13 protein-coding genes are annotated in these 12,647 nt (G+C 74.2%); 9 read left to right on the plus strand and 4 right to left on the minus strand.

Going from position 1 to position 12,647, the window contains the following annotated elements:
• Positions 1-2: 2 nt before the first annotated feature.
• From E1200_RS24015 to E1200_RS24025, 3 genes are all read right to left on the minus strand, one after another.
• Positions 3-1,022, minus strand: coding sequence for an LLM class F420-dependent oxidoreductase (locus tag E1200_RS24015; protein ID WP_131954333.1), 1,020 nt, complete (start codon positions 1,020-1,022; stop codon positions 3-5).
• 106 nt (positions 1,023-1,128) lie between these two features.
• Positions 1,129-1,329, minus strand: a complete 201-nt coding sequence (locus E1200_RS24020) for a DUF397 domain-containing protein (RefSeq protein WP_131954334.1) — start codon at positions 1,327-1,329, stop codon at positions 1,129-1,131.
• On the minus strand, positions 1,326-2,171 hold the full coding sequence (locus E1200_RS24025) for a helix-turn-helix transcriptional regulator (RefSeq protein ID WP_131954335.1): 846 nt from the start codon (positions 2,169-2,171) through the stop codon (positions 1,326-1,328). Before E1200_RS24025 ends, E1200_RS24020 begins: the two co-directional genes overlap by 4 nt.
• A gap of 195 nt (positions 2,172-2,366) precedes the next feature.
• Here E1200_RS24025 and E1200_RS24030 point away from each other — a divergent pair, with 195 nt between their 5' ends.
• Complete coding sequence (locus E1200_RS24030) at positions 2,367-2,909, plus strand: ATP-binding protein (protein ID WP_131954336.1); 543 nt, start codon at positions 2,367-2,369, stop codon at positions 2,907-2,909.
• A gap of 80 nt (positions 2,910-2,989) precedes the next feature.
• Here E1200_RS24030 and E1200_RS24035 read toward each other — a convergent pair whose 3' ends face one another.
• Entirely contained in the window at positions 2,990-3,598 is a 609-nt protein-coding gene (locus E1200_RS24035; protein WP_131954337.1) for a TetR/AcrR family transcriptional regulator, read from the minus strand.
• A 204-nt stretch (positions 3,599-3,802) separates the two neighbouring features.
• Here E1200_RS24035 and E1200_RS24040 point away from each other — a divergent pair, with 204 nt between their 5' ends.
• From E1200_RS24040 to E1200_RS24075, 8 genes are all read left to right on the plus strand, one after another.
• Positions 3,803-4,450 carry a GNAT family N-acetyltransferase gene (locus E1200_RS24040; RefSeq protein WP_243708793.1) on the plus strand — a complete coding sequence of 216 codons (648 nt, stop codon included), beginning with the start codon at positions 3,803-3,805 and terminating at the stop codon, positions 4,448-4,450.
• Complete coding sequence (locus E1200_RS24045) at positions 4,447-4,923, plus strand: hypothetical protein (RefSeq protein ID WP_131954339.1); 477 nt, start codon at positions 4,447-4,449, stop codon at positions 4,921-4,923. Before E1200_RS24040 ends, E1200_RS24045 begins: the two co-directional genes overlap by 4 nt.
• A 66-nt stretch (positions 4,924-4,989) precedes the next feature.
• Complete coding sequence (locus E1200_RS24050; protein WP_131954340.1) at positions 4,990-6,270, plus strand: bifunctional cobalt-precorrin-7 (C(5))-methyltransferase CbiE/decarboxylating cobalt-precorrin-6B (C(15))-methyltransferase CbiT; 1,281 nt, start codon at positions 4,990-4,992, stop codon at positions 6,268-6,270.
• A 57-nt stretch (positions 6,271-6,327) separates the two neighbouring features.
• Positions 6,328-6,927 carry a precorrin-8X methylmutase gene (locus E1200_RS24055; RefSeq protein WP_243708794.1) on the plus strand — a complete coding sequence of 200 codons (600 nt, stop codon included), beginning with the start codon at positions 6,328-6,330 and terminating at the stop codon, positions 6,925-6,927.
• Positions 6,924-7,961, plus strand: a complete 1,038-nt coding sequence (cobC, locus tag E1200_RS24060; RefSeq protein WP_131954342.1) for an Rv2231c family pyridoxal phosphate-dependent protein CobC — start codon at positions 6,924-6,926, stop codon at positions 7,959-7,961. The genes E1200_RS24055 and cobC overlap by 4 nt, the downstream gene beginning before the upstream one ends.
• 49 nt (positions 7,962-8,010) lie before the next feature.
• On the plus strand, positions 8,011-9,093 hold the full coding sequence (gene cobT, locus E1200_RS24065; protein ID WP_131954343.1) for a nicotinate-nucleotide--dimethylbenzimidazole phosphoribosyltransferase: 1,083 nt from the start codon (positions 8,011-8,013) through the stop codon (positions 9,091-9,093).
• A gap of 216 nt (positions 9,094-9,309) precedes the next feature.
• Positions 9,310-10,548, plus strand: a complete 1,239-nt coding sequence (cobA, locus tag E1200_RS24070; RefSeq protein WP_131954344.1) for a uroporphyrinogen-III C-methyltransferase — start codon at positions 9,310-9,312, stop codon at positions 10,546-10,548.
• Positions 10,545-12,560: an AAA family ATPase gene (locus E1200_RS24075; RefSeq protein ID WP_243708795.1), complete on the plus strand. Its 2,016-nt coding sequence runs from the start codon at positions 10,545-10,547 to the stop codon at positions 12,558-12,560. Before cobA ends, E1200_RS24075 begins: the two co-directional genes overlap by 4 nt.
• Positions 12,561-12,647 lie beyond the last annotated feature (87 nt).

Raw genomic sequence — 12,647 nt, forward strand, 5'->3', positions numbered from 1 at the left:
GGTCAGGAGTCGGCGAGTTCCTTGATCGCCCGCAGGGTGGGCTCGTCCCGCACGCCGGCGATCAGCAGGGTGGTGACCGGGCTGTCGCGCCAGAGCTGCAGCCGCTCCTTGATCCGCCCGATCGGGCCGAGCAGGGAGATCGAGTCGGCCAGCTCGTCCGGCACGGCCTTGATCGCCTCGTCGCGGCGGCCGGCGAGGAAGAGGTCCTGGACGCGCGCCGCCTCCTCGGCGTAGCCGAGCCGGCCGATCAGGTCGAGGTGGAAGTTGCGGTCGCGGGCGCCCATCCCGCCGATGTAGAACGCGAGCGGGACCTTGGCGAACTGGAGCGCGGACTCCAGGTCGTCGGTGACGATCGTGGTGACGGTCGCGGCGATCTCGAAGTCGTCCGGGCGGCCCGCGAGCGACGCGCCGAACACCGTGTCGATCTGCCGCGGGTCGACGAACAGCGGCAGCCAGCCCTGCGCGATCTCGGCGGACAGCGCGACGTTCTTCGGGCCCTCGGCGCCCAGGTAGACGGGGATCTCCGGGCGGACCGGGTGGACGATCGACTTCAGCGGCTTGCCGAGCTCCGCGCCGCCCGGGTACGGCAGCGGGTAGTGCGGGCCCTCGCTGGTCACCGGGGCGTCGCGGCGCCACACCTGCCGGACGATGTCGAGGTACTCGCGGGTGCGGGCGAGCGGCTTGGGGAACGGCTGCCCGTACCAGCCCTCGACGACCTGCGGGCCGGACGCGCCGACCCCGAGGATCAGCCGCCCGCCGGACAGCGCGTCCAGCGTCAGCGCGTGCATCGCGGTCGCCGCGGGGGTCCGCGCCGAGAGCTGGACGACCGCGGTACCGAGCTTGATCCGGGAGGTGCGGGCCGCGTACCAGGTCAGCGGGGTGAAGGCGTCCGAGCCGTACGCCTCGGCGGTGAACACCGAGTCGTAGCCGCACCGCTCGGCGGCCAGCACCGTCTCGGTCTGGTCGTCCACCTCGCGCTGCCAGTAGCCGACGTTGATGCCGAGCTTGAGTTCCGCGGTCACGTAGCACCCTCCGGTTGTCGACGCACCGCGATACTAGAACAGGTTCTATTTTCCCGGAAGGGCCGGGGGGTGCGGCGTGGCCGCCGCGACCCCCGGCCGCTCACCGCTAACTCTCCTTGAGAGCGCTCACCAGGTTCCGCCAGGCGGCCGGCGTCAGCACCAGCGCCGGTCCGGCGGGGTCCTTGGAGTCGCGCACCGCGCGCAGGTCGGCGGACAGTGGCGCCACCTCGACGCACTGGTCGCCGCTCCCGCTGTGGGAGGACGTGCGCCAGGGGGCGTCGGTCAGTTCGCGCTGCAGGTTGGTCACAGGCTGCTCCTTGCTGCCTCGGCGATGAGGTGCGCGGAATCCTCGGGGGACAGGGCCGCCTCCTCGATCCGCTGGAAGCGATCCCTGTGCTTTGCTATTGCCTCGGCGCTCTCAAGGTAAACGTCGCCCATGGTCCCCTCTACGTAGGCGATATCGGGGTCCGCGAGCTCTGGAAACGACAATATGGTGAATCGCCCATCAAGGCCCGCATGCTCCTGCGCCGCATACGGAAGTACCTGTATCGACACCGTTGGGCGGGTTTTCGCGACGGTCGCGAGCGCGTCCAGTTGCGCGCGCATCACCTTCCCGCCGCCGATCGGCCGGTGCAGGACCGCCTCGTCGAAGATCACCTGCAGCCGCGGCGCGTTCTCCCGGTCGAGGAGCGACTGCCGGATCTTGCGGGCGGAGATCCGGCGCTCGATGTCCTCCTGGGCGGGCAGCAGCCGGCCGGCCGTGATCACTGCGCGCGAGTAGTCCTCGGTCTGCAGCAGCCCGTGCACGAGCTGGGGGTCCCACGTGCGGATGTGCGACGCCTCGTCCTCCAGGGCGACGTAGCTGCCGGTGAAGACGTCCTGGTAGGCGGTCCACCAGCCGCGCTGGCCGGCATGCCGGGCGAGGGTGATGAGCGCGTCGCGGTCCGGGCTCGGCACGCCGTAGAGGTCGAGGATGTCGGCGATGTCACCCGGCTTCGGGCGGGTCTGGCTCGTTTCGAGGCGGGAGACGGTGGCTCGCGACCAGCCGAGCCGGTCGGCCACCTCCTGCAGGGTCAGGCCCTGCTCATCGCGGAGCTTGCGGAGCTCCCGCGCCAGGCGACGGCCACGAACGGTGGGGCGGTAGGTCATGGGAGTGGAGTCTTACCACTCTCGGCGCCCGCCACAACGCGAATGACGAACCCGGCGGAAAGGCTGAAGCAATTGTGTGAAGACACTTGCGATCGTGAGATTCTCAAGACACGCTGTGTTCTGTGACGGGTCGCGGACTCTGCGTAATGTGCAGGGCCGGTCGCGTCAGGCACGCCGACCGTGGGAGGAACCCCCGTGCAGAGCACGCCAGCCGATCTCACGCCCCAGACCACGGCGGACGCGGTGGCCGCCACCACCGGGGACGCCGCCACCGGGGACGCCCGCGCCCCGGCGGGCCCCATGCCGGGCTGGGTGTGGGCCCTGCCCGGCGGGCCGGGATGCGCGAGCCACGCCCGCGCCGTCCTGCGCGACGCGCTCGCCTCGCTGGGCGTGCCGCGCGACGTGATCGCCGACGCGCAGCTCATGGTGAGCGAGCTCGCGACCAACGCGCACCAGCACGCCGGCGAGTACGGCCCCCACGAGCTGTGGCTGTACGTGGCGGGCGGCCCCGCCGACGAGGCGGGCGAGGTGCGCTGCGCCGTCTTCGACACGCACGCCGACGCGGCCCTGCCCGGCTACTCGTGGACGTCCGGCGACTGCGGGCGCGGGCTCAGCATCGTCCGCGAGCTGTCGGGGGAGCGGTGGGGCATGCGGCGGACGGTGTCGCGGCTGGGGCCGCCCGTCCGCGGCAAGGCCGTCTGGTTCGCCGTTCCCGGCGCCACGGCGGTTCTTTCCTAGCCTTATCCCCGGCCTTGTCGCCCGGCCTGCCGCCCGGCCGGATTTCGCCGGGGCGGCCCGGCTCATTTCCGGGGCGGTCCCTAATTCCGGGCGGATTCCTTTTCCAGCGCAGGACCAATGTCGCTCACCAGGGAGAGCAGGGACCGCGCGAGGAGCGTGTGCACCTGCTCGCGGTCGAGCGTCTCCTCCTGGAGCCACTGCCGGGTCGCCGCGTCGACCAGCCCCGAATAGGTGCGCAGGACGGCGCGCAGGGTCTCGGACGGCTCCGGCACCCGCAGCACCGCGAGCATGTGCTCGACCGCCTCGTCGCGGAACCGGTTGACGATCCGCAGCAGCTCCGGGTCCTGCCCGAACCCCTCGGCGTCCAGCGCCGCGAACCACGTCGTCGCGTTGCGCTCCGCCGTGTCGAGGAACAGGTTCACGCACAGCTCGACCGCCTCGGGCAGCGTGCGCCGGTCGTCCACCGGCGGCACCTGCAGCGCGGCCGACGCCGTCAGCCCCTGGACGACCTTGAGGAACAGCTCCCGCTTCGTCCCGAAGTAGTAGTGGATCAGGCCCCGCTGGACCCCGGTCTCGCGGGCGATCGCCGCGGTGGAGACCTCGGCGTAGGGGAGTTCGGTGAACATCCGCCGGGCGACGTTCAGGATCTGGGCGCGCCGCTCATCCGGGGCCAGGCGCTGGTAGCTCACCGTCGACACCCTATGCTGTTCGGCCGTGCTCACCGGAAGGGGCCGCGTATACACCGGCGCGGACACCGGCGTGGGGCAGTGGGCCGGATCCGGTCCGGTGGGGTTCGTGCGGGGCGGGTGCGTTACGTCCTACCTTCATTTGCATTGGGGCGAATCGTCCCGGGCCGCGAGCAGGTTCGCCGACGCCTGCGGAGGGGAGCGCGCGTGAACGCCTTCGAGAAGAGCGTCCGCCTTGAGGGCGAGCGGCTCGTGCTGCGCCCGTTCGGCCTCGACGACGCCCCCGGGCTGATCGCGGCGATCCGCGAGAAGGAGGACTTCCTCCCGCCCAACTTCCCGGGCGTGCTGGAGGCCGAGCCCATCGCCTGGTTCCTGCGGGAGGGCGTCCACAAGGTGCAGCGCTTCGGCCTGGGCATCCACCTGGCCGCGACGGACCGCGCCACCGGCGGCCTGCTCGGCACCATCGGGCTGTTCAAGGTCAGCTGGGACCACCTGACGAGCGAGGTCGGCTACGGGATGCGGCGGGACGTGCGGGGGCGCGGCTACGCCACCGAGGCCCTGTCCCTGGTCACCGAATGGGCGCTGCGCGAGTGCGGGCTGTTCCGCGTCGAGCTGCGCGCCATGGTCACCAACCACGCCTCCGTCCGCGTCGCCGAGAAGGCCGGGTACACCCGCGAGGGCATCGCACGCGGCGCCGAGCGCGACGCCGCCGGAGTCAACCAGGACATGATCGTCTTCAGCCGGATCGCGACCGATCCGCGGCCGGGATCGGCGGCGTCCGGCGTGCCGTGGCGGCGCTCCGGCGGCGTCTCCGCAAGGCTCGTCACCCAGGACGAGGAGGGACGGCCCCAGTGACCGCTGATGATCGAACGCTCGTGATGTACGGGGACGGCGCGCGGGACGCGGCCCGGCGGATGATGCCGAAGCCGCCGGACGCGTGCTTCGCCCCGGTCGGCGCCGCAGCGCTGCGCGCGGCGGTCAAGGACGGGCTTGAGCAGGTCGTCCTGGTCGCCGGCGTGGCCGAGCAGGTCGCGTTCCTCGACGACCCCGGGGCCCTCGAATCGATCACCCTCGACATGGACGGCGGAGCCGCCCTCGCCGCCGAGGTGGCCGGGGCGGCGACGCCCCGGGACGCCTACGAACTCTGGGAGGCCGCCGGAAAGCTCGGGCCGTGCGGCCGGGAGCTGTGCCGCCGCACCGCCGGGGAGCTGGAGCGCCTCGCCGCCGAGGCCGCCGGCTCGGCGGTCAGCCCGGTCGCCGCGCAGGTGGTGCTGGTCGACGCCGCGGGGGAGCGGATGGTCGGCATGTTCGGGCGGATGGCCCGGTAGGTGGACGGTGCTGCCGGTGCTGCCGGTGCTGCCGGGGCTCCCGGTGCGTAGGCGATCGGGCGGGCGATGCTGACCGTCATCGGCCGCGACGGGTCTCCGCTGAGCGAAGCGGCACGCGAGGCCGTGGAGAACGCGGCGCTGGTGATGGGCGAACCCGGTCTCCTGGACGGCCTGCCGCTGGCGCCCGGTGCGCGCACGGTCGCCACCGACGACCTGCCGGGCGCGTTGCAAGGCGTCGATGTGTCGGACCAGGACGTCGTCCTCGTCGTTAACGGCGATCCTGGCCACTTCGGCATCTTGCGAACACTGCTCGAACAGGGGCAAGCGCCAGACACCGTGCCGGCCGCGCCCTTGGTTGCGCGGGCCTTCGCCCAAGCGGGGCTGCCCTGGGAGGACGCACTGGTCGTCTCCGCCAGGGACGGGCACCTGCGGCGGGCCGTAAACGCGTGCCGGGCCCACCCCAAGGTGGCTGTGCTGACCGGGCCTGGGGCGGGGCCAGCGGAACTGGCGCGCGCGCTGTTCCCGGTGACGCCGCGGTCGTTCGTCGTGTGCGAGAACCTGGACGGGCCTCGGGAACGTGTCGTCTACGTTCGTCCGGCGGAGGCGACCACTCGTCCCTGGAACCACCCCGAGGTCGTGCTCGTCCTGGACAACCGGCACGCGCTGGGGGAGCAGGGCTGGCTCTCCGGGCCTGCCCCGACCCCTGCCGGGTGGGCGTTGCCCGCAGAAGCGTTCGGCGAGGGGCCGGGCCTGCGTCCGGACGTGCGCGCCTTCGTCCTGGCCAAGCTCGGACCCAGGGTTGGCGACATGGTGTGGGACGTGGAGTCCGGTGACGGCTCCGTCGCCATCGAATGCGCGCGGTTCGGCGCCGCCGTGGTCGCCGTCGACCGCGACCACGCGACGTGCGAGCGGATCCGCGAAAGCGTCCGGCTGCACGGTGTCAAGGTCGCCATGGCCTCCGGCGACGTGCGCCCCACCGCCGGCCACCTCCCGAGACCCGACGCCGTGTTCGTCGGACCCGGACTCACCGGACGGGCCGCGGCCGAGGCCGTCCGCACCTGCGCGGCGCTCGGCCCCGCCCGCCTCGTCACCGTCGCCTCCGTCGACGACGCCCGTGCCGCCCTGGACGTGCTGGCCGAGCAGGGCTTCACCGCCGAGGCCGTCCGGCTCCAGGCGAGCCCGCTCGACCCGGACGGCCCGCCGGAGGAGCCCGTGGTCGTCGTCTGGGGCGGCCGGGACGCCCACGTCCCCGGCCGCCGCCCGGCCCGGACCGGCCGGGCCATCGAGACGCTCTCCCCCTTGCCAGGTGAGCCCGGTGAGCCCGGAGGGCCCGGCACGGGGGCGTAACCTCCGTTAGGCCGTGCCACCCTTATGTCCGGCCTGGAAGCGAAGCAGGAGGCGCACTTGACCGTCCGGCAACCCCACCCGATCGAGGTCCGGTCGTACGAGATCCTGCGGTCCCGCGTCGACCTGTCCCCGATGCCGCCGCTGTGGCGGGCCGTCACCGAGCGGGTGATCCACGCGACCGCCGACCTGGAGTACGCGGTGGACCTCGTCACCATGGAGGAGTACCTCAGGCAGGGCTGGGCCGCGCTGCGCGGCGGCGCGCCGATCGTGACCGACGAGGGCATGGTCGCGGCCGGGATCACCGCCCGGGAGCCGGTCTGCCACATCGCCGACCCGGCCGCCGCGCGGATGGCGCGCGCCGCCGGCATCACCCGCTCGGCCGCCGCGGTCCGGCTCTCCTACGCGGAGGTCGGGCCGGGCGCGGTCTGGGTGGTCGGCTCGTCCCCGGAGGCGATCGCCGAGATCATCGCCCGCCGGGTGAGCCCCGCGCTGGTCATCGGCGTGCCGGTCGGCTTCGCCGGCGCCTGCGAGGCGAAGGAGGCGCTGCGCGCCAGCGGGCTGCCGCAGCTCAGCAACGCCTCCGAGAAGGGCGGCTCGGTGGTGGCCGCGGCCGCCCTCAACGCCCTGCTGTACGCGGACGAGACGGGGCACCGGTGATCCCCGGCCCCGCCGACCCGGACGAGGTCGACCTGCGCCACCACGGCGACGCCGAGGTCGGCGGCGGGCTCGCCGACTTCGCCGTGAACGTCCGCACCGGCACGCCCCCGCCGTGGCTGGCCGAGCGGATCCGGGCGTCGGTCGCCGACCTGGCCGGCTACCCCGATCCGCGCCCGGCGCGCCGCGCGGTCGCGCGGCGGCACGGCCGGGCCGCCGGGGAGGTGCTGCTCACCGCCGGCGCCGCGGAGGCGTTCGTCCTGCTCGCGCGGGTGCTGACGCCGCGCCGGGCCGTCGTCGTGCATCCGCAGTTCACCGAGCCCGAAGCCGCGTTGCGCGCCGCCGGGCACGCCGTGGAACGGGTGATCCTCACCAAGGACTTCACGCTCGATCCCGCCGCCGTCCCCGCCGACGCCGACCTGGTCGTGGTGGGCAACCCCACCAACCCGACCTCGGTCCTGCACCCGGCCGGCGCCGTCGCCGCGCTGGCCGCGCCCGGCCGGACGGTCGTCGTCGACGAGGCGTTCATGGACTGCGTCCCCGGCGAGCCGGAGAGCCTCGCCACCCGGCTCCCCGCGGGGGTCGTGGTCATCCGCTCCCTCACCAAGACGTGGGGCCTCGCCGGGCTGCGCGCCGGGTACGTCCTGGCCGACCCCCACCTGATCGGACGGCTCGCGGAGGCGCAGCCGCTGTGGGCCGTGTCCACGCCCGCGCTCGTCGCCGTCGAGGCGTGCTCCACGCCGGAGGCGGTCGCCGAGGCAGAGGCGTGGGCCGTGGAACTCGCCGCCGAACGCGACCGGCTGGCAGCGGAACTGAACGCGCGCGGCCTCTACGTCGTCCCTGAAGCGCGCGCCTCGTTCCTGTGCCTGCGCGTGCCCGACGCACTCGGGATCAGGGCGCTGCTCAGGCAGCGCGGCTACGCCGTCAGGCGCGGTGACACGTTCCCAGGGCTCGGGCCCGACTGGCTGCGCATCGCGGTGCGCGACCGGCCGGCCAACGACGCGCTGCTGAACGTGCTGGGCGAGCTGGGAATCTGAGCAAGGGCCTATAGAGACGGCCTGGAGAAGCGCCGACCGAGAGGACACCGTGGACCTGATCGAGCAGACCATCGCCTCCATCGCGCCGCCGGACGAGGCCGCCATGCGCGACGCACGGGACCACCAGGCCCGGCTCACCAAGCCGCCCGGGTCCCTCGGCGTCCTGGAGGAGCTGCCGGTCAGGCTCGCCGGGCTGGCCGGGCGGTGCCCGCCGCCGATGCCCGAGCCCGCCGCCGTCGCCGTGTTCGCCGCCGACCACGGCGTCCACGCCCAGGGCGTCACGCCGTGGCCGCAGGAGGTGACCGCCCAGATGGTGGCCAACTTCCTCGCCGGCGGCGCCGTGGTCAACGCGTTCGCCGCCCAGGTCGGCGCCGCGGTCAGCGTCGTGGACGTCGGCGTCGCCGCCGACCTCGACGCGGCCCCCGGGCTGATCCGGCGGAAGGTCGCCCCCGGCACCGCCGACCTGACGCGCGGCCCGGCGATGACCGCCGAGGAGGCCCGCCGCGCCATGGGCGTCGGGATCGAGATCGCGCGCGACCTGGTCGCGGACGGCGCGGCGTGCCTGGTCACCGGGGACATGGGGATCGCCAACACCACCGCGTCCGCCGCGCTGATCGCCGCGTTCACCGGCCTGCCGGCCGAGCGGGTCACCGGCCGGGGCACCGGGATCGACGACGCCACCCACGCCCGCAAGGTCGAGGTCGTCCGGACGGCCCTCGCCCTGCACGGCCTGCCCGCCGGGGACGGCGCCGACCCCTTCGCCGTCCTCGCCGCCGTCGGCGGGCTGGAGCACGCCGCGATCGCCGGATTCGTCCTCGGGGCGGCGTCGCTGCGGGTCCCCGTCGTCCTGGACGGCGTGATCGCCGGCGCCGCCGCCCTGGTGGCCGCCGCGCTGTGCCCGCGGGTCCTCGGCGCCTGCGTCGCCGGGCACCGGTCGGCCGAACCGGGCCACACCGCCGCCGTCGACGCGCTCGGACTGCGGCCGCTGGTCGACCTGGAGCTGCGGCTGGGCGAGGGAACCGGCGCGCTGCTGGCGTTGCCGCTGGTCCAGGGCGCGGTGCGGGTGCTGCACGAGGTCGCCACGTTCGACTCCGCCGGGGTGAGCGGCAAGGACGCCGTGCCCCGTAACTAAATGATCACGGAATGAGTCACCTTCGGCTATCGACTGCACGGAGGCCCTCTCCATGCACTTGTGAAGCCGAGTACCTTTGTTCACTGAAAACACGTGTCCGACCCCGGCGTCCGCAAGCCGCCCCCGCACGTCCCCTACCAGCACCGCGACACCTGCCAGCACCGCACACCCGCCAGTACCGCAACCGACTGCCTACCCGATCGAGAGAAACACCACGTGCCCCCGTACCTGCTCGGCCTGCGACTCGGCGGGCGACGCGTCCTCGTCGTCGGCGGGGGGCGGGTCGCCCAGCGCCGCGTGCCCGCCCTCCTGGACGCGGGCGCGTCGGTGGTGCTGGTCTCACCCGAGGTCACCCCATCCCTTGAGGGCCTTGCCGAACGCGGCAGGATCACCTGGCACCGGCGCGGCTACGAGCCCGGCGACTGCGCCGGCGCCTGGCTGGTGCAGGCCGTCACCGACGACTCCAAGGTCAACGGCGACGTCGTCGCCGAGGCCGACGCCGCCCGGATCTGGGCCGTCCGCGCCGACGACGCCGAGTCCTCGCCGGCCTGGACGCCCGCGAGCGGGCACGCCGGCGACGCGACCGTGGGCGTGCTGCTCGGCGGCGACCCGCGGCGCGCGGCGGGCATCCGCGACGCCGTGGTCGAGGGGCTGCGCGACGGCTCCCTCGAATCCCGGCACTCCCGGAGCAAGCCCGCCGGAGTCGCCCTGGTCGGCGGCGGTCCCGGCGACCCCGGCCTGATCACGGTCCGCGGCCGGCAGCTGCTCGCCATGGCCGACGTCGTCGTCACCGACCGCCTCGCCCCCGGCGGGCTCCTCGACGAGCTGCCCGCCGACGTCGAGGTGATCGACGCCGCCAAGATCCCCTACGGGCGGACGGTCGCGCAGGAGCGCATCAACGAGTACCTGGTCGAGCACGCCCGCCGGGGCAGGTTCGTCGTCCGGCTCAAGGGCGGCGACCCGTTCGTGTTCGGGCGCGGCGGCGAGGAGGCCCTGTACTGCGCCCGCCACGGCGTCCCGGTCACGGTCGTCCCCGGCATCACCAGCGCGGTCGCCGTGCCGTCCGCCGCGGGCATCCCGGTCACCCACCGGGGCGTGGCGCAGGAGTTCCACGTCGTTTCCGCCCACGTGCCCCCCGGCCACCCCGACTCGACCGTCGACTGGGCGGCGCTGGGGCGCGCGAACGGCACGATCGTCCTGCTCATGGCGGTGGAGCGGATGGCGCTGATCGCGGCGGCCCTCATGCGCTATGGTCGGTCGTCCGGCACGCCGGTCGCCGTGATCCAGGATGGCACCCTCCCCGGCCAGCGGTCGCTGACGGCGACGCTGGGCACGGTGGCCGACGCGATGGCCGCCGGTGACATCCGCCCCCCGGCGATCGTGGTCGTGGGCGATGTGGTCGACGTGGCACGAGAGATCGACATGATTCGAGCCGACATGGGACGGGATCCGTGACACCCCCGGCAGAGCGAAGCGCGGTCCACGACGAGCAGGCCGGCTCCGGTCCGGGACGCGGAGGCGAGAACTCCGCGGTCCCCGGCGGCGACGCCGCCCCCGAGGAGGAGGCGCGCGGGCAGGACGCGCGCGAAGAGGACGAGGTGCGCGAGAAGGAGACGTCAGGAAAGGGCGCCGGAGACGAGCCGGCCACCGGGCCGGAGAACGGGCCGGAGAACGGGCCGGGCGACGGCGCCGAGGAGGGCGCGGCCAAGGGGGCCGGCGACGCCAGGGCGCGGCGCGGCCGCCGCCGGACCGTCAAGCCCGGCGCCGGCACGGTGCGCCAGGGCGAGCTGATCCGTGCGCTGACCGCGCTCCGCGAGCAGCTCGACGCCTTCGACCTCCTGCTGGACGTCCCCGGCGTCCAGGAGGTCCGCGAGGCCCGCGACGAGCTGCGCGCCCAGCTGGAGGACTACGTCCTCCCGCGCATCCAGGCCGCCGGCGCGCCGCTGCTCGTGGTGCTCGGCGGATCCACCGGCGCGGGCAAGTCCACGCTGGTCAACACCCTCGTCGGCTCCCGGGTGAGCGCGACCGGGGTGCTGCGGCCCACCACCAGCAGCCCGATCCTGGTGTGCCACCCCGACCACGTCGACTGGTTCATGGAGGGGCCGCTGCTGCCCGGCATGGGCCGGGTCCGCGGCCCGGCCCCCGACGCCATCGCGGGTGACCAGTTGGTCATCATCGGCAGCGACGTCCTCCCGCCCGGCCTCGCGCTGCTCGACAGCCCCGACTTCGACTCCGTCTTCGAGGACCACTACGAGTTCGCGACCAAGCTCATGGCCGCGGCCGACCTGTGGCTGTGCGTCACCACCGCCGCCCGCTACGCCGACGCCCAGGTGTGGCAGATGCTCCAGCGGGCCAAGGAGAACGGCGCCACCATCGGCGTCGTGCTGTCCCGCGTCCCGCAGGGCGCCGGGCCGCAGGGCGCCGAGGTCGTCGAGCACTTCGGCGAGATGCTGGACGAGCACGAGGTCGGCGACGCCCGCCGCTTCACCGTCCCCGAGACCCGCATCGAGAACAGCCGCCTCCCCGAGGAGACCGTCGCCGGCATCCGCGCCTGGCTGACCGGCGTCGCCGAGGACACCGAGGACCGCGAGATCGTCATCGAGGACACCCTCGCCGCCGTCCTGGACAGCTTCCGCACCCGCGTCCCCGAACTCGCCCGGCAGGTCGAGGCGCAGGTGGAGCAGCGCACCGAGCTCGCCCGGGAGGTCGAGGCCGGCTACGGCACCGCCCTCGCCGAGCTGGACGAGGCCACCCGCAACGGCTCCCTGCTGCGCGGCGAGGTCCTCGCCCGCTGGCAGGACTTCGCCGGCACCGGCGACCTGCTGAAGTCCCTGCACGTCCAGCGCGGGCGCCGCGGCCGCGCCGCCGTGCGCCGCAACCGCCGCAGCCCCGCCCGCGTCCGCGCCCTCAAGGCCGCGCTGCGCGCCGGCCTCGAATCGCTGATCATGGCGTCCGCCGAGCACGGCGCCGAGCAGGTCATCGCCCGCTGGCGCGACCACCCGTCCGGCCGCCAGGTCCTCGCCGGGACCGACGCCGAGCTCGCGCACGTCTCCCCGGAGCTGGCGCGCCGCGTCACCCGGGCCGTCAGCTCCTGGCAGGACCACGTCCAGGAGCTGATCCGCACCGAGGGCGTCACCAAGCGCTCGGTCGCCAAGCTCGTCTCGTTCGACACCGAGGCGGTCTCCCTCGTCCTGATGATCGGCCTGCTCGGCTACGGCACGTCCGACGTGGCCGTCGAGGGCGGCAACAGCGCCGTCCCGCAGCGGCTGCTCAAGGCCCTGTTCGGCGCCGAGTCGCTGCGCGGCATGGGCGCCAAGGCCCGCGCCGACCTGCGCAGCCGCATCGGGATGCTGTTCGACGAGGAGGCCATCCGGTTCGGGCAGGTGCTCGACTCCGCCGGCATCCCCGACGAGACCGTCCCCGTCCAGCTGTACCAGGCCACCTACAACCTTGAGGTTGCCCGATGACCACCTCGGCCATCCCCGCGAACTCGTCGGCCGGAACCGGCGGGATCCCCATCGTCCCGGCGGACGTGCCCAGCCCGCCCCCCGGGC

Source organism: Actinomadura sp. GC306 (assembly GCF_004348665.1).
Lineage (GTDB): Bacteria > Actinomycetota > Actinomycetes > Streptosporangiales > Streptosporangiaceae > Spirillospora.